Source organism: Burkholderia sp. AU17457 (assembly GCF_002223255.1).
GTDB classification, from domain to species: Bacteria; Pseudomonadota; Gammaproteobacteria; order Burkholderiales; family Burkholderiaceae; genus Burkholderia; species Burkholderia sola.
The window spans coordinates 1,906,660-1,928,345 of the sequence record NZ_NKFB01000003.1 but is presented as its reverse complement, the minus strand read 5'-3'; the positions used below and the strand labels follow the sequence as shown (position 1 = coordinate 1,928,345).

At 67.9% G+C, this 21,686-nt stretch carries 21 protein-coding genes; 18 read left to right on the top strand and 3 right to left on the bottom strand.

The features are described 5' to 3' along the window. Positions 1 to 140: 140 nt before the first annotated feature. The 9 genes from CFB49_RS11700 (at position 141) to ftsB (ending at position 11,166) form a co-directional block, all read left to right on the top strand. A complete protein-coding gene (locus CFB49_RS11700; RefSeq protein ID WP_006483000.1) occupies positions 141 to 1,394 on the top strand; it encodes a lipoprotein-releasing ABC transporter permease subunit in 1,254 nt (417 codons plus the stop codon). Beyond that, entirely contained in the window at positions 1,387 to 2,148 is a 762-nt protein-coding gene (gene lolD / locus CFB49_RS11695; RefSeq protein ID WP_175806125.1) for a lipoprotein-releasing ABC transporter ATP-binding protein LolD, read from the top strand. Before CFB49_RS11700 ends, lolD begins: the two co-directional genes overlap by 8 nt. A 66-nt stretch (positions 2,149 to 2,214) precedes the next feature. After that, positions 2,215 to 3,003 carry a TatD family hydrolase gene (locus CFB49_RS11690; RefSeq protein ID WP_069617733.1) on the top strand — a complete coding sequence of 263 codons (789 nt, stop codon included), beginning with the start codon at positions 2,215 to 2,217 and terminating at the stop codon, positions 3,001 to 3,003. A 57-nt stretch (positions 3,004 to 3,060) separates the two neighbouring features. Further along, positions 3,061 to 5,550, top strand: coding sequence for a DNA internalization-related competence protein ComEC/Rec2 (locus tag CFB49_RS11685; RefSeq protein WP_089491362.1), 2,490 nt, complete (start codon positions 3,061 to 3,063; stop codon positions 5,548 to 5,550). Positions 5,551 to 5,744: 194 nt separating this feature from the next. Continuing rightward, the gene (locus CFB49_RS11680; protein WP_069617731.1) at positions 5,745 to 6,590 is read left to right on the top strand and encodes an alpha/beta fold hydrolase; all 846 of its coding nucleotides are present in this window, start codon (positions 5,745 to 5,747) and stop codon (positions 6,588 to 6,590) included. 169 nt (positions 6,591 to 6,759) lie between these two features. Further along, positions 6,760 to 8,418 (top strand): CTP synthase, encoded by a 1,659-nt coding sequence (locus tag CFB49_RS11675; protein ID WP_006478404.1) that lies wholly within the window; start codon positions 6,760 to 6,762, stop codon positions 8,416 to 8,418. Further along, complete coding sequence (gene kdsA, locus CFB49_RS11670; protein WP_006478405.1) at positions 8,415 to 9,269, top strand: 3-deoxy-8-phosphooctulonate synthase; 855 nt, start codon at positions 8,415 to 8,417, stop codon at positions 9,267 to 9,269. Before CFB49_RS11675 ends, kdsA begins: the two co-directional genes overlap by 4 nt. A gap of 106 nt (positions 9,270 to 9,375) precedes the next feature. Further along, positions 9,376 to 10,659 carry a phosphopyruvate hydratase gene (eno, locus tag CFB49_RS11665; RefSeq protein ID WP_006478406.1) on the top strand — a complete coding sequence of 428 codons (1,284 nt, stop codon included), beginning with the start codon at positions 9,376 to 9,378 and terminating at the stop codon, positions 10,657 to 10,659. A gap of 81 nt (positions 10,660 to 10,740) precedes the next feature. Beyond that, a complete protein-coding gene (ftsB, locus tag CFB49_RS11660) occupies positions 10,741 to 11,166 on the top strand; it encodes a cell division protein FtsB (protein ID WP_069617730.1) in 426 nt (141 codons plus the stop codon). Between the two features lie 89 nt (positions 11,167 to 11,255). On the opposite strand, the gene CFB49_RS11655 is transcribed toward ftsB, so the two are convergent. The 3 genes from CFB49_RS11655 to CFB49_RS11645 form a co-directional block, all read right to left on the bottom strand. After that, positions 11,256 to 11,618: a hypothetical protein gene (locus CFB49_RS11655; RefSeq protein ID WP_089491361.1), complete on the bottom strand. Its 363-nt coding sequence runs from the start codon at positions 11,616 to 11,618 to the stop codon at positions 11,256 to 11,258. Between the two features lie 137 nt (positions 11,619 to 11,755). Next, positions 11,756 to 12,706 carry an Hsp33 family molecular chaperone HslO gene (gene hslO / locus CFB49_RS11650; RefSeq protein WP_069617728.1) on the bottom strand — a complete coding sequence of 317 codons (951 nt, stop codon included), beginning with the start codon at positions 12,704 to 12,706 and terminating at the stop codon, positions 11,756 to 11,758. Between the two features lie 25 nt (positions 12,707 to 12,731). After that, entirely contained in the window at positions 12,732 to 13,256 is a 525-nt protein-coding gene (locus tag CFB49_RS11645) for a gamma carbonic anhydrase family protein (protein ID WP_069617727.1), read from the bottom strand. Between the two features lie 143 nt (positions 13,257 to 13,399). On the opposite strand from CFB49_RS11645, the gene CFB49_RS11640 reads away from it, so the two are divergent. From CFB49_RS11640 to bamC, 9 genes are all read left to right on the top strand, one after another. Continuing rightward, positions 13,400 to 14,260: a ferritin-like domain-containing protein gene (locus CFB49_RS11640; protein ID WP_089435260.1), complete on the top strand. Its 861-nt coding sequence runs from the start codon at positions 13,400 to 13,402 to the stop codon at positions 14,258 to 14,260. Between the two features lie 173 nt (positions 14,261 to 14,433). After that, positions 14,434 to 15,324 (top strand): alpha/beta fold hydrolase, encoded by an 891-nt coding sequence (locus CFB49_RS11635; RefSeq protein WP_069617725.1) that lies wholly within the window; start codon positions 14,434 to 14,436, stop codon positions 15,322 to 15,324. Positions 15,325 to 15,406: 82 nt separating this feature from the next. Further along, positions 15,407 to 16,237, top strand: coding sequence for a 3',5'-nucleoside bisphosphate phosphatase (locus tag CFB49_RS11630; protein WP_041492088.1), 831 nt, complete (start codon positions 15,407 to 15,409; stop codon positions 16,235 to 16,237). 72 nt (positions 16,238 to 16,309) lie between these two features. Next, positions 16,310 to 16,942, top strand: a complete 633-nt coding sequence (locus tag CFB49_RS11625; protein ID WP_050012987.1) for an L-threonylcarbamoyladenylate synthase — start codon at positions 16,310 to 16,312, stop codon at positions 16,940 to 16,942. 47 nt (positions 16,943 to 16,989) lie between these two features. Next, positions 16,990 to 17,652 carry a site-2 protease family protein gene (locus CFB49_RS11620; RefSeq protein WP_011549479.1) on the top strand — a complete coding sequence of 221 codons (663 nt, stop codon included), beginning with the start codon at positions 16,990 to 16,992 and terminating at the stop codon, positions 17,650 to 17,652. Between the two features lie 8 nt (positions 17,653 to 17,660). Further along, on the top strand, positions 17,661 to 18,863 hold the full coding sequence (locus CFB49_RS11615) for a tryptophan--tRNA ligase (RefSeq protein ID WP_012328807.1): 1,203 nt from the start codon (positions 17,661 to 17,663) through the stop codon (positions 18,861 to 18,863). Positions 18,864 to 18,871: 8 nt separating this feature from the next. Further along, positions 18,872 to 19,474, top strand: a complete 603-nt coding sequence (locus CFB49_RS11610) for a class I SAM-dependent methyltransferase (RefSeq protein WP_069617723.1) — start codon at positions 18,872 to 18,874, stop codon at positions 19,472 to 19,474. 46 nt (positions 19,475 to 19,520) lie between these two features. Then, the gene (dapA, locus tag CFB49_RS11605; protein ID WP_069617722.1) at positions 19,521 to 20,426 is read left to right on the top strand and encodes a 4-hydroxy-tetrahydrodipicolinate synthase; all 906 of its coding nucleotides are present in this window, start codon (positions 19,521 to 19,523) and stop codon (positions 20,424 to 20,426) included. A gap of 111 nt (positions 20,427 to 20,537) precedes the next feature. Then, positions 20,538 to 21,683: an outer membrane protein assembly factor BamC gene (gene bamC / locus CFB49_RS11600; RefSeq protein WP_089435259.1), complete on the top strand. Its 1,146-nt coding sequence runs from the start codon at positions 20,538 to 20,540 to the stop codon at positions 21,681 to 21,683. The last annotated feature ends 3 nt before the right edge of the window (positions 21,684 to 21,686 follow it).

Sequence of the window (21,686 nt, the reverse complement as noted above, 5' to 3'; positions counted from 1 at the left end):
GCGTGATCGGGCCGGCTGACGGCCCGTTCGCGTCCGGCGGCCGTTTTTTCGACCGTGCCCGGGCTGCCGGCCGCCACCCGGCGGCGGTCCGGCCGCGGCGCGCCTCCCGCCTCCCGCCGTAACCAGCAGAAAGGATTCGCTTGAAACTTCCGTACGAATGGCAGATCGGCTGGCGCTACACGCGCGCCGGCAAACGCACGACCGGCAACGGCTTCATTTCCTTCATCGCGCTCGTGTCGATGCTCGGGATCGCGCTCGGCGTCGCGGCGCTGATCGTCGTGCTGTCGGTGATGAACGGCTTCCAGAAGGAAGTGCGCGACCGCATGCTGTCGGTGCTCGCGCACGTCGAGGTGTTCTCGCCGACGGGTTCGATGCCCGACTGGCAACTGACCGCGCAGGAAGCCCGCCGCAATCCGTCGGTGATCGGCGCGGCGCCGTACGTCGACGCGCAGGCGCTGCTCACGCGCCAGGACGCGGTGAGCGGCGTGATGCTGCGCGGCGTCGAGCCGTCGCTCGAGCCGCAGGTCTCCGACATCGGCAAGGACATGAAGGCCGGGCAGCTCGGCGCGCTCGTGCCGGGCCAGTTCGGCATCGTGCTCGGCGACGCGCTCGCCGGCAATCTCGGCGTGACGGTCGGCGACAAGGTCACGCTCGTCGCGCCCGAAGGCTCGATCACGCCGGCCGGCATGATGCCGCGCCTGAAGCAGTTCACGGTCGTCGGCGTGTTCGAATCGGGCCACTACGAATACGACAGCACGCTCGCGATGATCAACATCCGCGACGCCGAGGCGCTGTTCCGGATGAGCGCGCCGACCGGCGTGCGGCTGCGGCTCACCGACATGCAGAAGGCGCCGCAGGTCGCGGTCGAGCTGTCGCATACGCTGTCGGGCAGCCTGTACATCCGCGACTGGACCCAGCAGAACAAGACGTGGTTCTCGGCCGTGCAGATCGAGAAGCGGATGATGTTCATCATCCTCACGCTGATCATCGCGGTGGCCGCGTTCAACCTCGTGTCGTCGCTCGTGATGACGGTGACCAACAAGCAGGCCGACATCGCGATCCTGCGCACGCTCGGCGCGCAGCCGGGGTCGATCATGAAGATCTTCGTCGTGCAGGGCGTGACGATCGGCTTCGTCGGCACCGCGTCGGGCGTCGCGCTCGGCTGCCTGATCGCATGGAGCATCCCGTGGCTGATCCCGATGATCGAGCACCTGTTCGGCGTGCAGTTCCTGCCGCCGTCGGTGTACTTCATCAGCGAGCTGCCGTCCGAACTCGTCGCGAGCGACGTGATCCGGATCGGGCTGATCGCGTTCGCGCTGTCGGCCGTCGCGACGCTCTATCCGAGCTGGCGCGGCGCGAAGGTGAAGCCGGCGGAGGCGCTCCGCTATGAATGACCGCGCGGCCGCATTCGCGGATTCACGACAACAACACAACAGACAGGATTCGGCAGGTATGCAGGAATACGTGCTTCAGGCGCGCGGGATCACGAAGGCGTTCGTGCAGGGCGGCTTCAACGTGCAGGTGCTCAACAACACCGAGCTGACGGTGCGGCGCGGCGAGAAGCTCGCGGTCGTCGGCGCGTCGGGGTCCGGCAAGAGCACGCTGCTGCACGTGCTCGGCGGTCTCGACGAGCCGAGCGCCGGCGAAGTGTCGCTGCTCGGCAAGCCGTTTACGCAGCTCGCCGAGCGCGAGCGCAACGAGCTGCGCAACCGCGCGCTCGGCTTCGTCTACCAGTTCCATCACCTGCTGCCCGAGTTCACGGCGCTCGACAACGTCGCGATGCCGCTGCGCATCCGCCGGATGACGACCGAGGACGCGCGCGCGCAGGCACAGGCGATGCTCGAACGCGTCGGTCTCGGCCCGCGGGCGAAGCACCGGCCGGGCGAGCTGTCGGGCGGCGAACGGCAGCGCGTCGCGATCGCGCGCGCGCTGGTCACGAAGCCCGCGTGCGTGCTCGCCGACGAGCCGACCGGCAACCTCGACGGCACGACGGCCGACACGGTGTTCAACCTGATGCTCGAACTGTCCGAGACGCTCGAAACGAGTTTCGTGATCGTCACGCACGACCCCGATCTCGCCGCGCGCTGCGACCGCATCATGCGGCTGCGCGACGGGGTGCTGCACGAGGAGCCGGCGCTGCCGGTGTAAAAAAGCCACGCCGTTGGCCGGCCGCCGGTTCGTCGCGGCACGGCGCAACGACGCAGGACCGCTGACATGTGGATCGACACGCACTGCCATCTCGATGCCGCCGAGTTCGACGCCGACCGCGACGGGGTCGCGCAGGCTGCGCGCGCGGTCGGCGTGTCGCGCATCGTGATCCCGAGCATCGGGCGCGACAACTTCACGACGGTGCGCGAACTCGCGCAGCGCACGCCGGGCGCGGTCTATGCGCTCGGCATCCATCCGATGTATACGCCGCAGGCGCGCGACGCCGATCTCGACCGGCTGCGCATGGAGATCGAGGCGAGCCTCGACGATCCGCGGTTCGTCGCGATCGGCGAGATCGGGCTCGACTATTTCGTGCCGGGGCTCGACGAAGCGCGGCAGCAGTTCTTCTATCAGGGCCAGCTCAGGCTCGCGCGGGAATTCGACCTGCCGGTGCTGTGCCACGTGCGCAAGTCGCAGGACCGCGTGCTCGCCGGGCTGCGCCGTTTCGGCGTGCGGCGCGGCATCGCGCATGCGTTCAACGGCAGTTTTCAGCAGGCCGAAGCGTACCTGGCGCAGGGGCTGCATCTCGGCTTCGGCGGCAACGTGACCTTCACGCGCGCGCGGCAGATCCGCCGGCTCGCCACCGAGTTGCCGCTCGACGCGCTCGTCGTCGAGACCGACGCGCCCGACATCGCGCCCGAATGGGCATACAAATCCCGCAATACGCCTGATCAGGTACCGCGGATCGGCGGCGTGCTCGCCGAATTGCGCGGGCTCGAGACTGGCGAACTGGCCGTATGCACTTCGGCTAACGCGCTCGCCGCGCTGCCGCGACTCGCACTTTCGTCCGCATAATCGTTGCCGGAAGGCGCCGCGTTGCAGGGGGCGGCGCCGGGTCGACGAGGAGGCGGAATGCGCGTGTGGTGGATCGCGTTCGCGCTCGGCGTCGTCGTGCTGCAGCGGCAGGCGGCGTTGCCCGGGGCGGTCGCATGGACGATCGGAGCAGCCGTGCTCGCGGGCTGCGCGGCGCTGGGCGCATGGTGCGTGCGTCGGCGGCGCACGCGCGCGGTCGTGGTATGCGGATGGATGCTGTGCGCGGTCGCGGCCTGCGTCGCGGGGTTCGGCTATGCGGCCGCGCGCGCCGAATGGCGGCTGCGCGACAGCCTGCCTGTCGAGTGGGAAGGGCGCGACATCGTCGTCACGGGCGTGATCCGCGGGCTGCCCGTCGTCGACGAGACAGGCGCGCGGCTGCTGTTGGCGGTCGAGTCGAACGATGCAGGCCTCGCCCGTTTTCCGCCGTTGATCCGGTTGTCGTGGCGCGCGTACGGCGCATCCGCGACACGCGATGCGCTTCCGGATTTGCGCGCTGCCGAACGCTGGCGTTTCGTCGTGCGTCTCAAGCGTCCGCATGCCGAGGCCAATCCCGGCGTGCGCGACAGCGAGGCGGCATGGCTCGCCGCGGGCATTCGTGCGATCGGCTATGTCAGTGCACCGCGTCGGGCGGTATTGCTCGATGCGCGCGTATCGGGATGGCGTGCATCGATCGATCGGGTGCGCGACACGCTGCGCGCACGCATCGGCGCGGTGCTGGGCACCGATGCGGCGCACCGGGGCATCGTCGCGGCGTTGGCGATCGGCGACCAGTCGGGCATTGGCGACGACGACTGGCGCGTCCTGCGCAACACGGGCACGAGCCATCTGGTCGCGATTTCCGGTCTCCATGTCGGGCTGGTCGGCGCGATTGCCGGCTGGCTCGTGTCGATGGTCTGGCGCCGCGTGCGCTGGCGCGCGCGGGCCGCGACGCTCGTGTTGCCGGCGCCGTACGCGGCCGCGCTTGCCGCGCTGGTTGCTGCCGCGGGCTACGCCGCGCTCGCCGGCTTCAACGTGCCGGCACAGCGCGCGTGGTGGATGATCGCGGGCGGCGGCGTCGCGTATCTGGCCGGCCGCAGCGTGCCGACGTCCGCGGTGTTGTGCGCGGCGCTCGGCGGCGTGCTGCTCGCCGATCCGTGGGCCGTACTGTCGGCCGGCTTCTGGCTGTCGTTCGGTGCGGTCGCGGTGATCCTGCTGGCCGTCGCCGGCTGGCGTGCGGTGCGCGAGCTCGACGATGTCGACGAAGCGGGCGCGGAAAGCGGCGCGGCCCGCTTGCGAAGCCGGTTGCGCGGGTGGGCGACGCGTGGCCGGCGCCGCATCGCCGAGGCGACGCGCGTGCAGTACGCGGTGACGATCGGTCTTGCGCCGCTCACCGCCGCCTGGTTCGCGCAGGTTTCCCTGTCGGGTCCGTTCGGCAATGCGTTCGCGATTCCGTGGGTCAGCTCGGTCGTGACGCCGGTCGTGCTGGCCGGCATCGCGTTGCCGCCGCCGCTCGATGCGGCGGCCTTTCGGCTTGCGCATGCGGCGCTCGCACCGATGATGACGCTGCTCGCGCACCTGGCCGACTGGCCGGCCGGCGTGTTCTGGCTGCGCATGCCCGACTGGCCGGTACTGGCGCTCGCATGCGTGGGCGTCGCGTGGGCGCTGATGCCGCGCGGCTGGCCGTTGCGCTGGGCGGCGCCGCTGACGTGGCTGCCGCTCGTCGCGCCGGCGCCCGATGCGCCGCCGCCGGGCGGCTTTCGGCTGACCGTGCTCGACGTCGGGCAAGGCGCGGCGGTGCTGGTCGAAACCGCGCGGCGGACGTTGCTGTTCGATGCGGGGCCGGGCGCGGAGTCGTCCCACGCCGGTACGCGGATCGTCGCGCCGGCGTTGCGGGCGCGCGGCATCGCGACGATCGACTCGCTCGTCCTCAGTCACGCGGATGCCGATCATGCGGGCGGCGCGCCGGCCGTTTATGCGGCCGCCGACGTGCGTCAGCTGCTGGCCGGTATTGCGCCGCGGCACCGGCTGTGGCGCGATGCGCAGGCGGCCGGCGTGGCCGATCGGCTGCCTTGCGCAGCCGGGCAGCGGTGGAGCTGGGACGGCGTCGTCTTCACGATGCTGTGGCCGCCGGGCGGGGTGGGCACGGGTTCGTCCAACGGACAATCGTGTGTGCTGCGTATCGACGCCGGCGGCACCTCCGCGCTGCTGACGGGCGACATCGAGGCTGCCGCCGAGCGTCGGCTGGTGGCCGACGCGCGCGACGCGCTGGCCGCGCAGATCCTGGTCGTTCCGCACCATGGCAGCCGTACGTCGTCGATCGAGCCTTTCCTCGATTCGGTCGGGCCGCGCGTCGCGGCTTTTCCTGTAGGCTATCGCAATCGCTTCGGCCATCCGCACCGGACGGTCCTCGCCCGCTACGAGGCGCGCGGGATTCCGCTGCCGCGCACCGATCGCGACGGCGCCGTGCGGTTCGACGTCGCGCCGGCCGGCGGCGGGTTCGCATTCGCGCGCTATCGCGACGAACGGCGCCGGTACTGGATGGACCGGTGAGCGCGGCGAAGGCCGGCGTATCGGGACGGAAAGCGCCAGGCCGGCCTACCGTGCCGAAGCGCGGTTCCGACACAGATAAATACGAAGCATGGGGCTGGCGTAAGCGCTGAAGCGCTTACGCCCACCGACCGCGAAGCATGGGTGGGAGTACGTGCTGAAGCACTGACTCCCGCCGACAAAGGAGACATCGGCGTTTGAAGGACATCCTCCACTTCTCGCATGCGAACGGCTTTCCGGCGTCGACGTACCGGACGATCTTCGCCGAACTGGCCGACGACTACGAGCTGCGCTACATCGAACGGATCGGCCACGATCGCCGCTACCCGGTGACGCGCGACTGGCCGCATCTCGTCGAACAACTGCTCGACGATATCGGCAGCCGCTACGAGCGCCCGGTCTGGCTCGTCGGCCATTCGCTCGGCGGCTACCTGTCGCTGATGGCCGCGTTGAAGAAGCCGCAGTGGGTGCGCGGCGTCGTGATGATCGATTCGCCGATCATCGCGGGCTGGCGCGCCGGCGCGCTGCGCGCGAGCCAGTGGGCGGGGCTCGACGAGCGGCTGTCGCCGGCCGCCGCGACGCGCAACCGGCGCACGCGCTGGACGAGCCGCGACGAAGTGTGGCGGCACTTTCGCGAGAAGCCCGCGTTCGCGCGCTGGGACGAGCGGATGCTCGCCGACTATATCGACCACGGGATCCCTCAGGCCGGCGCCGACGGCGAGCGCGCGCTGGCGTTCGACCGGCAGGTCGAATACCTGATCTACCGGACGCTGCCGCACACGCTTGGCCCGCGGCTCGCGCACGGCGCGCCGGTGCCGCTCGGCTTCCTCGCCGGCACGCGCTCGCGCGAGGTGCGGCAGGTCGGGCTCGATGCGACGCGCCGCGCGACGCGCGGGCGCATCGAATGGCTCGAGGGGAGCCACCTGTTCCCGATGGAACGGCCGATCGAGACCGCCCGCGCATTGCAGCGGATGCTGAATTCGCTGAAGGCGGAGGAGGGCGGCGTTTCGCAGGCAGGCGCGCCGCTCGCGAAGCGCGCCTGACGCTTCGCCGGGCGGCCGGAACGCCCGCCGGCGCGCATGCGCGCGGCGCCGACCGGCCGGCCGGTTCGTGTCGGCGTGGGCCCGCACGAAAGGGCGCGATCATCACGTCAATTGCTGAGAGAAGGGCGGGCTTTACGGTATAATCCGTTTTTCCCGCGAGCATCCAGCGATGACCAAATATGTTTTCGTCACCGGCGGCGTAGTTTCTTCCCTCGGCAAGGGTATTGCCGCCGCCTCTCTCGCCGCGATCCTCGAATCGCGCGGTCTGAAAGTCACCCTCCTCAAACTCGATCCCTACATCAACGTCGACCCCGGCACGATGAGCCCGTTCCAGCACGGCGAAGTGTTCGTGACGGAAGACGGAGCGGAGACCGACCTCGACCTCGGCCACTATGAGCGCTTCATCAGCACGAAGATGCGCAAGGCCAACAACTTCACGACCGGCCAGATCTACGAATCGGTGATCCGCAAGGAGCGCCGCGGCGACTATCTCGGCAAGACCGTGCAGGTCATTCCGCACATCACGAACGAAATCCAGGCGTTCATCGAGCGCGGGGCCGCATCGGCCACCTGCGGCGAGCCGGACGTCGCGATCGTCGAGATCGGCGGCACGGTCGGCGACATCGAGTCGCTGCCGTTCCTCGAGGCCGCGCGCCAGATGAGCCTGCGCCTCGGTCGCAACAGCGCGTGCTTCGTGCACCTGACGCTCGTGCCGTACGTCGCGACGGCCGGCGAGCTGAAGACGAAGCCGACCCAGCACAGCGTGCAGAAGCTGCGCGAGATCGGCATCCTGCCGCACGTGCTGCTGTGCCGCGCGGATCGCCGCATCCCCGACGACGAATCGAAGAAGATCTCGATGTTCTCGAACGTGCCGGAAGACGCGGTGATCTCGGTGTGGGACGCCGACAGCATCTACAAGATTCCGCAGATGCTGCACGACCAGGGCCTCGACCGGATCATCTGCGAAGAGCTGAAGCTGTCGCCGAAGGACGCCGACCTGAGCATGTGGTCGGCGCTCGTCGAGAAGCTGGAAAACCCGAAGCAGGAAGTGACGATCGGCATGGTCGGCAAGTACGTTGACCTGACCGAGTCGTACAAGTCGCTGATCGAGGCGCTGCGCCATGCGTCGATCCACACGTCGACCAAGGTCAACATCGAGTACATCGACTCGGAAGAGCTCGAGACGAACGGCGTCGACAGCCTGAAGCATCTCGACGCCGTGCTGGTGCCGGGCGGGTTCGGCCGTCGCGGCACGGAAGGCAAGATCGCCGCGGTTCGCTATGCGCGCGAGTCGAAGGTGCCGTACCTCGGCATCTGCCTCGGCATGCAGCTCGCGGTGATCGAATTCGCGCGCGACGTCGTCGGCCTGAAGCAGGCGAACAGCACGGAATTCGATCCGGACACGCCGGAGCGCGTGGTCGCGCTGATCACCGAATGGTACGACCGCGAAGGCAAGGTCGAGACGCGCACCGAGGAATCCGACCTCGGCGGCACGATGCGCCTGGGTTCGCAGCGCTGCCCGATCAAGCCGGGCACGATGGCGGAAGAAATCTACGGCAAGGACGTGAACGAGCGCCATCGCCACCGTTATGAAGTCAATAACCGCTTCGTGCCCCAGCTCGAAGCCGGCGGCCTTATCATCAGCGCCCGTACCCCGAGCGAGGATCTGCCGGAAATGATGGAGTTGCCGCGTTCGATGCACCCGTGGTTCGTCGGCGTTCAGTTCCACCCGGAATTCACGTCCACGCCGCGTGACGGTCATCCGCTGTTCAAGTCGTTCGTCGAAGCCGCGCTCGCCAACAAGCAAGCGCGCGGAGTGCAAGCATGAAGCTGTGCGATTTCGAGGTCGGCCTCGACCAGCCTTTCTTCCTGATCGCGGGTACCTGCGTCGTCGAATCGGAGCAAATGACGATCGACACGGCCGGCCGCCTGAAGGAAATCTGCGAGAAGCTGAACGTTCCGTTCATCTACAAGTCGTCCTACGACAAGGCAAACCGCAGTTCGGGCAAGTCGTTTCGCGGCCTCGGAATGGACGAGGGGCTGCGGATCCTCGGCGAGGTGAAGCGCCAGCTCGGCCTGCCGGTGCTGACCGACGTGCATTCGATCGACGAGATCGAGCAGGTCGCGTCGGTCGTCGACGTGCTGCAGACGCCGGCGTTCCTGTGCCGTCAGACCGATTTCATCCATGCGTGCGCGCGCTCGGGCAAGCCCGTCAACATCAAGAAGGGCCAGTTCCTCGCGCCGCACGACATGAAGAACGTGATCGACAAGGCGCGCGACGCGGCGCGTGAAGCCGGTCTGTCGGAAGACCGCTTCATGGCGTGCGAGCGCGGCGTCTCGTTCGGCTACAACAATCTCGTGTCGGACATGCGTTCGCTCGCGATCATGCGCGAAACGAACGCGCCGGTCGTGTTCGATGCGACCCACTCGGTGCAGTTGCCGGGCGGGCAGGGCACGAGCTCGGGCGGCCAGCGCGAATTCGTGCCGGTGCTCGCACGTGCGGCGGTCGCGACGGGTGTCGCGGGCCTCTTCATGGAAACGCATCCGAATCCGGCCGAGGCGAAGTCGGACGGCCCGAACGCGGTGCCGCTGAACCGCATGGGCGCGTTGCTGGAGACCCTCGTCACGCTCGACCAGGCGGTGAAGCGCAATCCGTTCCTGGAAAACGATTTCAATTAAAGATCGAATGAACCTTGCGACGGCTTCGCGCGTCTGTAGCGAAAGCGGTTGCGGCGCGCACGCCGTCGCAGTTTGAAGAATCCATCGTCATTCTCAGAGGAAACCCATGAGTGCAATCGTAGATATCATCGGCCGCGAGATTCTGGATTCGCGCGGCAACCCGACCGTCGAATGCGACGTGCTGCTCGAATCGGGCACGATGGGCCGCGCGGCGGTGCCGTCGGGCGCGTCCACCGGTTCGCGTGAAGCGATCGAGCTGCGCGACGGCGAAGCCGGCCGCTACAACGGCAAGGGCGTGCTGAAGGCGGTCGAACACATCAATACCGAAATCTCCGAAGCCATCATGGGCCTCGACGCGTCGGAACAGGCGTTCCTCGACAAGACGCTGCTCGAGCTGGACGGCACCGACAACAAGTCGCGCCTCGGCGCGAACGCGATGCTGGCCGTGTCGATGGCCGTCGCGAAGGCCGCCGCCGAAGAGGCCGGCCTGCCGCTGTACCGCTATTTCGGCGGCTCGGGCGCGATGCAACTGCCGGTGCCGATGATGAACATCGTCAACGGCGGCGCGCATGCGAACAACAGCCTGGACATCCAGGAATTCATGATCGTCCCGGTCAGCCAGCCGACGTTCCGTGAAGCGCTGCGTTGCGGCGCGGAAGTGTTCCACGCGCTGAAGAAAATCCTCAGCGACCGCGGCATGAGCACAGCGGTCGGCGACGAAGGCGGTTTCGCACCGAACTTCGGCAGCAACGACGAGTGCCTGTCGACGATCCTGCAGGCGATCGAGAAGGCCGGCTACCGTGCGGGCGAAGACGTGCTGCTCGCGCTCGACTGCGCGGCATCCGAGTTCTACCACGACGGCAAGTACCAGCTCGCGGGCGAAGGCCTGCAACTGTCGTCGGCCGAATTCACCGACTACCTCGCGACGCTCGCCGACAAGTTCCCGATCGTGTCGATCGAGGACGGCATGCACGAAAGCGACTGGGACGGCTGGAAGCTGCTGACCGACCGCCTCGGCAAGAAGGTGCAGCTGGTCGGCGACGACCTGTTCGTGACCAACACGCGCATCCTGAAGGAAGGCATCGAGAAGGGCATCGCGAACTCGATCCTCATCAAGATCAACCAGATTGGTACGCTGACCGAAACGTTCGCGGCGATCGAAATGGCGAAGCGCGCGGGTTACACGGCCGTGATCTCGCATCGTTCGGGCGAAACGGAAGATTCGACGATCGCGGACATCGCGGTCGGCCTGAACGCCGGTCAGATCAAGACGGGTTCGCTGTCGCGCAGCGACCGCATCTCGAAGTACAACCAGCTGCTGCGTATCGAGGAAGATCTCGGCGACATCGCGAGCTACCCGGGCAAATCGGCTTTCTATAACCTGCGCTAACGCGCTACTATCGGGTTCGTCATCTCGACGCCGCTCTGTGCCTGTGCGCGGAGCGGCGCTTCTTATATCTGCGTCTCTTACATGCGGCTTGTCACTGTCGTCCTGATTGCCTTGCTGGCGCTCATTCAGTACCCCCTATGGTGGGGACACGGCGGCTGGCTGCGGGTGCACGAATTGCGTCAGCAGCTCGACGACCAGCTGCAGAAGAACGCGGACGAGAAGCTGCGCAACGAGCGCACCGCCGGCGAAGTGCAGGATCTGCAGAGCGGCACCGCGGCGATCGAGGAGCGTGCGCGCTACGAGATGGGCATGGTGAAGGACGGCGAAGTATTCGTGCAGTTCGTGTCGCCGAATGCACCTGCAGGACCGGTGAACACCACGCCGTCGAATACGTCGACGCGCGGCGCCGTGTCCGCGGCCCCGGTGCGGGTCGTGCCGAATCCGCAGTCGGTCGCGAAGCCGTCGCGGCATCATGGCGGCGACAAGGGCAAGGCGGCGCATCACTGAGCGCGATACCTCGAATTCATTGAAAAAGCGCGGGAAATGCCGCGCTTTTTTATTTCCTGCCAGTCGTCAATCGAGCGGGCGATGCCTGCTCACCACCACCAGCCCGGGTAGCCGTAACCGATGCCGGTGCCCCAGCGATTGCCCCATCCACCGTAGTACCCGCCGTAGACCGTCACGGGCGGCGGCGAATAATAGGCCCACGCGCGCGCGGCCGCTTCGGCCGCCATCGCGTTGTTTTGCTCGCGCAGCACCTGCTGGTCGATCTCGTCGTAGCGCTTGCGTTCGGCGCTCGACAGCACGGGCGGCTGGCCGCCCGACGCGCCCGGTTCGGGCAGGCGGCTCAGGATCGTGGCAGTCGGCGGGGGCATCGCGCAGCCGGCAAGCGCGAGCGTACCGGCGGCCAAGCTTGCCAGGACGAGAGTGCGGAGGGGGCAAAAGAGGCGGCGATTCATGTGTTTCTCCTGCGGCGCGCCGACCGCGGAAAGCGGGGTGCGCCGAAGGCCATGCCTCCGGCGCCTGAACCGCGCGTGCGGCGCTCGTGCGTCATTATGCGCTCGCGCCGTGCCGCTGGCGGGCACGGGCACGCGGCTCAGTGACGCTGGTCGGTCGCGGGCGCGATGCCGGTTTCGACACCGGGCGCCGCGAACAGTTGCGCGACGTCGACCGGATCGAATTCGTAGCGCTGGTTGCAGAACTCGCAGTGGATCTCGACGTGGCCGCGCTCGACGATCACGCTGTCGACTTCCTCGCGACCGAGCATGCGCAGCATCGCGCCGACCTTCTCGCGCGAGCACGAGCACTGGAAGCGCGTGCCGGCCGGTTCGAAGTGCTGCACGTTTTCCTGCCAGAACAGCCGGCGGAACACCACTTCCGGTTCGACTTCGAGCAGTTCCTTCGCGGACAGCGTGCCGCCGAGCGTGCACACGCGCTCCCACGTGTCGATATCGGTTTCGGCGTTGCGCGGCACGATGCCGCCGTCGCCCGGCAGTTTCTGCAGCAGCATCCCGACCGCGCGATCGCGATCGGCCGCGAGCCACAGCCGCGTGTCGAGCTGCTCCGAGTGATGCATGTAGTGCTCGAGTACCTGCGACACCGATTCGAGCGGGCCGTCGACGCCGTTCAGCGGCACGATACCCTGGTACGGCTGCTGGCCCGGCAGCTTGTCGGCCGGGTCGAGCGTGATCACGCAGCGGCCGTGGCCGCTCGCGTTGACGAGCGACGCGAAGCTCGTGTCGTCGTCGATCGTCTGCGCGGCGTCGCCCGAGAACTTCGCGGTGGCCCGCATCGACAGGTCGGACCCGCACTGGACGACCAGCATCTGGACCGGCCCGTCGCCGAAGATCTGCATGATCAGGGTGCCGTGAAATTTCAGGTTCGCGGACAGCAGCGCGCACGCGGCCATCATCTCGCCGAGCACCGTGCGCACAGGGGCAGGGTAGTCGCGGCGGGCGAGCACTTCCTGCCACGTGTTGCGCAGCGAAACGATCTCGCCGCGCACGGGCGCCGCATTGAACATGAATTTCTGTAACTGGTCGCTCACTCTTCTTCCTTGAAATCCGTGCGAATCACCCGATCCGCACGAGTTGCTCCTTGAAATGCGCGCGTCGCTCGACATACGTCTTCGCGTTTGCGCGCAGCCGCGCGACGTCTTCGGCCGACAGCTCGCGCACGACTTTCGCCGGTGCGCCGAGAATCAGCGAGTTGTCCGGGAACGTCTTGCCTTCCGTCACGACCGCGCCGGCACCTACCAGACAGTTGCGGCCGATGACCGCTCCATTCAAGACCACCGCCTGAATCCCGATCAGCGAACCTTCGCCGATCGTGCAGCCGTGCAGCATCGCCTGGTGCCCGATCGTCACGTTGTCGGCAATCGTCAGCGGAAAGCCCGGGTCGGTATGCAGGACCGCGCCTTCCTGGACGTTGCTGCCGGCGCCGACCGTGATCGTCTCGTTGTCGCCGCGAATCGTCGCGCCGAACCACACGCTCGCGTTTTCCTCGAGCACGACCTTGCCGATGATGGCCGCCGTGTCGGCGACGAATACGCTTTCGTGGATCGTCGGGGCCGTATCGCCCAGCTTGTAGATCGTCACGGGGTCTCCTTGTCTCTTCGATGATGGGCGCCGGTAGAATGGCGCGTCCGGTTTGCCCGGCGCCTGGCGCCGTGGAACAAACGCATATTGTAAACCGTCGCGTGCCTGTGCTCCCGCGACGCGTACGCAAGGTGTCCCCGTTTATGAGCATCGTGTCTTCTTCTTTCGGCCCGGCGCCCGCTTGTGTGCGCAGCGTGGCGCTCGACGCGCTGCGTATTGCCGAGCCGGCGGCCAAGGCCGCGCAGGTGCGCGCGCTGCACGATGCGCTGCGAGCCGGGCAGGCCGCGATCGCATCGTCGCTTCAGCTGCACGAACCGGCCGGTCTGCCCGGGCGCCCGGCGCGGCCGCCGCTCGTCGAGCCGCGCGCGCTGCAGCGGCGCAGCATGCGATCGCCGGAAGGGCGTGCCGTGCTGTTGCACGCGCTTGCCCATATCGAATTCAATGCGATCAACCTGGCGCTCGACGCAGTCTGGCGCTTCGCGGGCCTGCCGGACGCGTTCTACGCGGACTGGCTGAAGGTCGCGGCCGAGGAGGCCTACCACTTCACGCTGCTGTCCGACCGGCTCGCCGACGGGTTCGGGCATGCGTACGGCGATTTTCCCGCGCACAACGGACTGTGGGAGATGTGCGAGCGGACCAGGAACGACGTGCTCGCGCGCATGGCGCTCGTGCCGCGGACGCTCGAGGCCCGCGGGCTCGACGCGTCGCCGCCGATCCGCGCACGGCTCGTGCAGGCGGGCGACGATGCGTCGGCTGCGATCCTCGACGTGATCCTGCGCGACGAAATCGGCCATGTCGCGATCGGTAACCGCTGGTTCCGCCATCTGTGCGACGCCGCCGGGCGCGACCCCGTGCCGACCTACCGGCAGCTCGCCGAGCAGTACCACGCGCCACGACTGCGCGGCCCGTTCAATTTCGATGCGCGGCGCGATGCCGGCTTCGAGCAGGCCGAACTCGACGAACTGGCCGCCCAGGATGCGGCGGACGGACGTCCCGCACATTAGCCGGATCGCGTTCGGCCGCGTCCGGGTGGTCGCCGCCGGCTCGCGCACCTGCGCGATGGCGTGTTGCCGGCCGGCGCTGGAACGACCTCGCCGCTAGAGCGGTACCTCGATCGCCGGCCGCCGGAACCGGGGCGCCGCTATAATCGAACGATCATTCTTTTTTGGCGGTTGCAATGAGTGCCTCGAGTTCTGTTTCCGATTTCATCACGGTGCGCGGCGTCCAGTTGCATGTACGGCGCTGGGGCCGGCCCGATGCGCCGACGCTGTTCATGCTGCACGGCTGGATGGACGTCGCGGCGTCGTTCCAGTTCGTCGTCGATGCGCTCGCGGGCGACTGGCAGGTGATCGCGCCCGATGCGCGCGGCTTCGGGCTGTCCGACTGGCCGGTCGCGCGGCAGGGCGGCGGCCACTACTGGTTCCACGAGTACCTGGGCGACCTCGATGCGCTCGTCGACCGCTACGCGCCGACCGGCGAGGTCAACCTCATCGGACACAGCATGGGCGCGAACGTCGTGTGCCTGTATGCCGGCGCGCGGCCGGAACGCGTGCGCCGCGTGGTCGATCTCGAAGGGTTCGGGCTCGCGCCGGCCCGCGCCGAACAGGCGCCGCGCCGGCTGCGCGGCTGGCTCGACGAACTGCGCGAGCCGCCCGCGCTGCGGCCGTACGCGTCCCTCGACGACGTGGCGGCGCGCCTGATCAAGACCAATCCGCGGCTCGACCCGCGCCGCGCCGCATTTCTCGCCGCGCACTGGTCGAAACGCGGCGACGACGGCCTCTACCATCTGCTGGCCGACCCGGCGCACAAGATGCCGGGCCCGCTGCTGTACCGGCTCGACGAAGTGATGGCGACCTGGAAGCAGGTGCGCGCGAAGGTGCTGCACGTCGAGGCCGTCAATTCGCCGACGCTCGCTTACATCGCCGGCGATATTCCTCTGCCCGAATTCAAGGCGCGCTTCAACGCGTTCCCCGACTGGCGCGAGAAGCTCATCGAGGATGCCGGCCACATGGTGCATCACGACCAGCCCGAGCAGATCGCGGCGCTGATCGAGGCGTTCTGCGCGTAGGCGCGTGGCCCGGGCGGCATGGCGGGCGGCCGGCGCAATTGCCGCATTGCAGTAGAATGAGGCCTTACCTGCCATGCCGACAATGAACGCCGATCTCCACTGCCATTCCAATGTTTCCGACGGGTTGCTGTCGCCTGCCGACGTCGCGCGCCGCGCGCATGCGGGCGGCGTGACCCTGTGGGCGCTGACCGATCACGACGAGATCGGCGGCCAGGCGGCGGCGCGCAGCGAGGCGGAAGCGCTCGGCATGCGCTACCTGAGCGGCGTCGAGATTTCGGTCACGTGGGCATCGCGCACCGTACACATCGTCGGTCTGAACATCGATCCCGCCCATCCGGCGCTGGTCGACGGCCTGTACCGCACGCGCCACGGCCGCGCGGCGCGCGCGCTGGCAATCGCCGAGCAGCTCGCGACGCTCGGCATTCCCGGCGCGTACGAAGGCGCGCTGAAATACGTGTCGAATCCCGACCTGATCTCGCGCACGCACTTCGCGCGCTTTCTCGTCGAAAACGGCCACGCCGAATCGACGTCGGATGTATTCGATCGCCTGCTCGGCGACGGCAAGCCCGGCTTCGTCCCGCATCGCTGGGCGTCCCTGTCCGACGCGGTCGGCTGGATCCGCGCGGCAGGGGGCGAAGCGGTGGTCGCGCATCCGGGCCGCTATCGCTATACGCCGGTCGAATTCGACGCGTTCTTCGGCGAGTTCATCGATCTCGGCGGCCGCGCGATCGAGGTCATCACGGGCAGCCACACGCCCGACCAGTACCGCGAATACGCGGACGTTGCGCGCCGCTTCGGCTTCGAAGTGTCGCGCGGCTCGGATTTCCACGCGCCAGGCGAGGGCCGCATCGAGCTCGGCAGCCTGCCGCCGTTGCCGCCCGACCTGACACCGGTCTGGGAGCGCTGGCTCTGACGCCGGGCGGCTTCGGGCCGCCCGCGTGGCCGCCGATGCGCGCATCCGACTTCTCCCTCTTTACGTATCCTCATGTCCCAGTTCTTCAGGATTCATCCGGATAATCCGCAGCCGCGCCTGATCAAGCAGGCGGTGGAGATCGTCAACAAGGGCGGCGTGATCGCGATGCCGACCGATTCGAGCTATGCGCTCGCGTGCCATCTCGACGACAAGGATGCGGTCGAACGCGTGCGCCGGATTCGCGGCCTCGACGAGAAGCAGCACCTGTCGCTGCTCGTACGCGACCTGTCGGAGCTCGCCAACTTCGCGATGGTCGACAACCGCCAGTACCGGCAGATCAAGTCGGTGACGCCGGGCCCGTACGTGTTCATCCTGCAGGCGACGAAGGAAGTGCCGCGCCGGCTGTCGCACCCGTCGCGCAAGACGATCGGGCTGCGCGTGCCCGATCACGCGATCACGCTCGCGCTGCTGGAGTCGCTCGGCCAGCCGCTGCTCGGCACGACGCTGATCCTGCCGCCCGACGATGAACCGCTGAACGATCCCGAGGAAATCCGCACGCGGCTCGAGAAACAGGTCGACCTCGTGATCGACGGCGGCGCGTGCCCGCGCGAACCGTCGACGGTGATCGACCTGACCGGCGATGCGCCCGAACTCATCCGCGCGGGGCGCGGCGCGCTCGAACCGTTCGGACTCTCGGCCGCATGAGCGCGCCGTTCATTTCTACGCGAGTGCGCTTGTTACAATAACGCGATATGGATGCTTCCCTGATACAGACCATCGCCGTCTACGCGCTGCCCGTGATCTTCGCGATCACGCTGCACGAGGCCGCGCACGGCTACGCCGCGCGCCTGCTCGGCGACAACACCGCCTACGCGATGGGGCGCGTGTCGTTCAATCCGATGCGCCATATCGATCCGCTCGGCACGATCGCGATCCCGCTCGCGATGTACTTCCTGACCGGCGGTGCGTTCCTGTTCGGCTATGCGAAGCCGGTGCCGGTATCGTTCGGCAACCTGCGCAATCCGCGTTGGGGCAGCCTCTGGGTCGCGCTCGCGGGCCCGGCCTGCAACTTCGTGCAGGCGCTCGTCTGGGGCCTGCTGACCCTCGTGCTGCCGGCCGTCGGCGTCGACGAGCCGTTCTTCACGCGGATGGCGTTCGCCGGCGTCAGCGCGAACCTCGTGCTCGGCGTGCTGAACCTGTTTCCGCTGCCGCCGCTCGACGGCGGCCGCATCCTGGCGGCGCTGCTGCCGACCAGGCAATCGATCGCGCTGTCGCGCATCGAGCCGTACGGTTTCATCATCGTCCTCGTGCTCGTCACGACGGGCGTGCTGACGAACTTCTGGCTGCGTCCGCTCGTCAATGTCGGCTACGCCGTCCTGAGCGCCATCCTGTCTCCCTTCGCCTCGCTTTTCTAACGACAATCATGTTCCCAGAACGTATTTTCTCCGGCATGCGACCCACCGGGTCGCTGCACCTCGGCCATTACCACGGCGTGCTGAAAAACTGGGTGAAGCTGCAATCCGAGTACCCGTGCTTCTTCTGCGTCGTCGACTGGCATGCGCTGACGACGCACTACGAGACGCCCGAGGTCATCGAGAAGAACGTGTGGGACGTGCTGATCGACTGGCTCGCGTCCGGCATCGATCCCGCGCAGGCGACGCTGTTCATCCAGAGCAAGGTGCCCGAGCATGCGGAACTCGCGCTGCTGCTCGGCATGAGCACGCCGCTCGGCTGGCTCGAACGCGTGCCGACCTACAAGGAGCAGATGGAGAAGCTGAAGGACAAGGATCTGTCCACCTACGGCTTCCTCGGCTACCCGGTGCTGATGGCCGCCGACATCCTGCTGTATCGCGGCTCGCTCGTGCCGGTGGGCGAGGACCAGGTGCCGCACGTCGAGATGACGCGCGAGATCGCGCGCCGCTTCAACTACCTGTACGGCCGCGAGCCCGGTTTCGAGGAGAAGGCGCTCGAAGCCGCGAAGAAGCTCGGCGGCAAGCGCGCGAAGCTCTATCACGAACTGCGCAACGCGTATCAGCAGGAGGGCGACGACGAGGCGCTCGAACAGGCGCGCGCGATGCTGCAGGAATCGCAAAGCCTGTCGATGAGCGACCGCGAGCGCCTGTTCGGCTATCTCGAAGGTGCGCGCAAGATCATCCTGGTCGAGCCGCAGGCGCTGCTGACCGAAGCGTCGCGGATGCCGGGCCTCGACGGGCAGAAGATGTCCAAGTCGTACGGCAACACGATCGGCCTGCGTGAAGACGCCGACACGATCACGAAGAAGGTCCGCACGATGCCGACCGATCCCGCACGCGTGCGCCGCACCGATCCGGGCGATCCCGACAAATGCCCGGTGTGGCAGCTTCACCAGGTCTACACGGACGAAGCGACGCACGAATGGGTGCAGAAGGGCTGCCGTTCGGCGGGCATCGGCTGCCTCGACTGCAAGCAGCCGGTCGTCGAAGGCATCCTGCGCGAACAGCAGCCGATGCTCGAGCGCGCGCAGAAGTACATGGACGATCCGTCGCTGCTGCGTGCGATCGTCGCGGACGGTTGCGACAAGGCGCGCAAGTACGCGACGGAAACGATGCGCGACGTGCGCGACGCGATGGGCCTGTCGTACAACTGATCCGGCGCATGAGCGAATCCGTCATCGCCGCCGCGGGCGGCCACGTCGGCCAGGCCGAGCCGTCGCGCTGGGTCGCGCAATGGGCGCGGCTCGTGCCGGCCGGCGGGGCGGTGCTCGACGTCGCCGCGGGCGGCGGCCGCCATGCGCGCTGGTTCGCGTCGCGCGGGCATCCGGTCGTCGCGCTCGACCGTGACCCGGCCGCGCTGGCCGTGTTGCGCGCGATTCCGGGTGTCGACGCCCGAGACGCCGATCTCGAGGGCGCGCCATGGCCGCTGCCGGCCGGCGAGCAGTATGCGGCCGTAATCGTCACGAACTATCTGCATCGCCCGCTCTGGCCCCATCTGCTCGATGCCGTGGCGCCGGGCGGCGTGCTGATCTACGAAACCTTCGCGCAAGGAAACGAAACGGTCGGAAAACCGTCCAACCCCGCGTTCCTGCTCGCCCCGGGCGAGTTGCTGGACGCCGTGCGCGGCCGCCTGCGGGTGGTCGCGTACGAGGACGGTTTCATCGCCGCGCCGCGCGAGGCGTTCGTCCAGCGTCTTAGCGCAGTGCGCGAGGGCGCGACCCCGAAGGCGGGGGCGGGAATTCCACGTTACGAACTGCCCGGCTAATCCGCTACAATCTCAACGTTTACCGGTACACAATCAATCGCGTTTCATGGCTAACGGCACCCAAGACGGCATTCAAATCCGCGGCAGCATCCCCGCGATCGTCACCCCGATGCTCGAAGACGGCAGTCTCGACCTGCCGGCATTTCGCAAACTGGTCGACTGGCACATCGCGGAAGGCACCGATGCGCTCGTCGTCGTCGGTACGAGCGGCGAGTCGGCAACGCTCAGCGTCGAAGAGCACATCCTGATGATCCGCACGGCGGTCGAGCATGCGGCGAAACGCATTCCGATCATCGCGGGCGCGGGCGGCAATTCGACCGCCGAGGCGATCGAGCTGACGAAGCACGCGAAGGCCGTCGGCGCGGACGCGACGCTGCAGGTCGTGCCGTACTACAACAAGCCGACGCAGGAAGGCATGTACCGCCACTTCCGGACGATCGCCGAAGCGGTCGACCTGCCGGTGATCCTGTACAACGTGCCGGGCCGGACGGTCGCGGACATGGCGCACGAGACGACGCTGCGCCTCGCGCAGGTGCCGGGCATCATCGGCGTGAAGGAAGCGACCGGCAACATCGATCGCGCCGCACATCTGATCAAGGCCGCGCCGAAGCATTTCGCGATCTACAGTGGCGACGATCCGACCGCGATTGCGCTGATGCTGCTCGGCGGCCACGGCAACATCTCGGTGACCGCGAACGTCGCGCCGCGCGCGATGAGCGAGCTGTGCCGCGCGGCGCTGGCCGGCGACGTCGCAACGGCGCGCGAACTGCACATGAAGCTGCTGTCGCTGCACAAGAACCTGTTCATCGAAGCGAACCCGATCCCGGTGAAGTGGGCGCTGCAGGCGATGGGCAAGATGCAGGGCGGCATCCGGCTGCCGCTCACGCCGCTCGACGAGCGCTGCCACGATGCCGTACGTTCGGCCCTCGTCGAGGCCGGCGTTCTCGCCTGATGCCGAGGCGGCCGCGTCCTGCGGCCGCCGGCTCGACCCCTGATCAACCCGCACCGGCCGGCTCCGTCCGGCGCCGCTCCTGACGAGCGTTCTAGCAAGACGAAGGATTTCATGAAACGTTTCGCCATTTCCTCTCGCGCCATCCAGTTGTCGGTGGTGGCGCTGGCGCTGGGCGCGCTCGCTGGCTGCGATACGCTGAACGACTACCTGGCCCCCGACCGGGTCAACTACAAGAACACCGGGTCGGCGCCGCCGCTCGCGGTGCCGAGCGACCTGAAGCCGGTGCAGACGACGCAGCAGTTCGTCGCACCGCCGACCAACGCCGGGCTCGGCACGCTGCCGCCGCGGGCCACGACGCAAGCCGGCAACGCGACCGACGGCATTCCGAGTGCGCAGGATCCGCTCGGCATGCACATCGAGCGCGACGGCGATCGCCGCTGGCTCGTCGTCGACGGCCGGACGCCCGAGCAGCTGTGGCCGATCCTGAAGGAGTTCTGGCAGGAGAACGGCTTCTCGCTGAAGACCGATGCGCCGTCGACGGGCATCATGGCCACCGACTGGGCCGAGAACCGCGCGAACATTCCGGACGACTGGTTCCGCCGCACGATCGGCCGGGTCATCGATTTCGCGTACTCGTCGGGCACGCGCGACCGCTTCCGCACGCTCGTGAACCGCACGTCGGACGGCAACACCGACATCTCGATCACGCATAGCGCGATGGAAGAAATGATGGTCGGCCCGCAGGGCGGCACGTCGTCGCGTTGGGAAGAGCGTCCACGCAACCCGGTGCTCGAAGCCGTGTTCCTGTCGAAACTGATGCAGAAGTTCGGCCTGACCGACGCGCAGGCGAAGCAGTTGCTGACCGATGCGCGCCCCGCGACGGCGCCGGCGCAGGTCACCGACACGAGCGGCGGCGCGGCGACGCTGCAACTGGCCGAGTCGTTCGACCGTGCGTGGCTGCGCGTGGGCCTGGCGCTCGACCGGACCAACTTCACGGTCGACAATCGCGATCGCGAGAAGGGCGTCTACACCGTGCGCTATGCGAATTCGATGGAAGAGCTCAAGCGTGACGGCCTGTTCGGCAAGCTGTTCTACGGCGGCCCGTCGGCGGCGAAGCCGGGCAAGGAATACCTGATCAACGTGCGCGCGGCAGGCGCCGGCGGCACGCAGGTGGCGGTGATTGGCGCGAACGGCCAGGTCGACAACTCGTCGGACGCGCAGCGGATCATTTCGCTGCTGCACGCGCAGCTGAACTGAGCG

What these genes read in the sequence shown, in the direction of transcription:
- lolD (WP_175806125.1), top strand. Translation starts at nt 1,387, where the DNA reads ATGAATGACCGCGCGGCCGCATTCGCGGATTCACGACAACAACACAAC.
- CFB49_RS11690 (WP_069617733.1), top strand. Translation starts at nt 2,215, where the DNA reads ATGTGGATCGACACGCACTGCCATCTCGATGCCGCCGAGTTCGACGCC.
- CFB49_RS11685 (WP_089491362.1), top strand. Translation starts at nt 3,061, where the DNA reads ATGCGCGTGTGGTGGATCGCGTTCGCGCTCGGCGTCGTCGTGCTGCAG.
- CFB49_RS11675 (WP_006478404.1), top strand. Translation starts at nt 6,760, where the DNA reads ATGACCAAATATGTTTTCGTCACCGGCGGCGTAGTTTCTTCCCTCGGC.
- kdsA (WP_006478405.1), top strand. Translation starts at nt 8,415, where the DNA reads ATGAAGCTGTGCGATTTCGAGGTCGGCCTCGACCAGCCTTTCTTCCTG.
- eno (WP_006478406.1), top strand. Translation starts at nt 9,376, where the DNA reads ATGAGTGCAATCGTAGATATCATCGGCCGCGAGATTCTGGATTCGCGC.
- ftsB (WP_069617730.1), top strand. Translation starts at nt 10,741, where the DNA reads ATGCGGCTTGTCACTGTCGTCCTGATTGCCTTGCTGGCGCTCATTCAG.
- CFB49_RS11655 (WP_089491361.1), bottom strand. Translation starts at nt 11,618, where the DNA reads ATGAATCGCCGCCTCTTTTGCCCCCTCCGCACTCTCGTCCTGGCAAGC.
- CFB49_RS11640 (WP_089435260.1), top strand. Translation starts at nt 13,400, where the DNA reads ATGAGCATCGTGTCTTCTTCTTTCGGCCCGGCGCCCGCTTGTGTGCGC.
- CFB49_RS11635 (WP_069617725.1), top strand. Translation starts at nt 14,434, where the DNA reads ATGAGTGCCTCGAGTTCTGTTTCCGATTTCATCACGGTGCGCGGCGTC.
- CFB49_RS11630 (WP_041492088.1), top strand. Translation starts at nt 15,407, where the DNA reads ATGAACGCCGATCTCCACTGCCATTCCAATGTTTCCGACGGGTTGCTG.
- CFB49_RS11625 (WP_050012987.1), top strand. Translation starts at nt 16,310, where the DNA reads ATGTCCCAGTTCTTCAGGATTCATCCGGATAATCCGCAGCCGCGCCTG.
- CFB49_RS11620 (WP_011549479.1), top strand. Translation starts at nt 16,990, where the DNA reads ATGGATGCTTCCCTGATACAGACCATCGCCGTCTACGCGCTGCCCGTG.
- CFB49_RS11615 (WP_012328807.1), top strand. Translation starts at nt 17,661, where the DNA reads ATGTTCCCAGAACGTATTTTCTCCGGCATGCGACCCACCGGGTCGCTG.
- CFB49_RS11610 (WP_069617723.1), top strand. Translation starts at nt 18,872, where the DNA reads ATGAGCGAATCCGTCATCGCCGCCGCGGGCGGCCACGTCGGCCAGGCC.
- dapA (WP_069617722.1), top strand. Translation starts at nt 19,521, where the DNA reads ATGGCTAACGGCACCCAAGACGGCATTCAAATCCGCGGCAGCATCCCC.
- bamC (WP_089435259.1), top strand. Translation starts at nt 20,538, where the DNA reads ATGAAACGTTTCGCCATTTCCTCTCGCGCCATCCAGTTGTCGGTGGTG.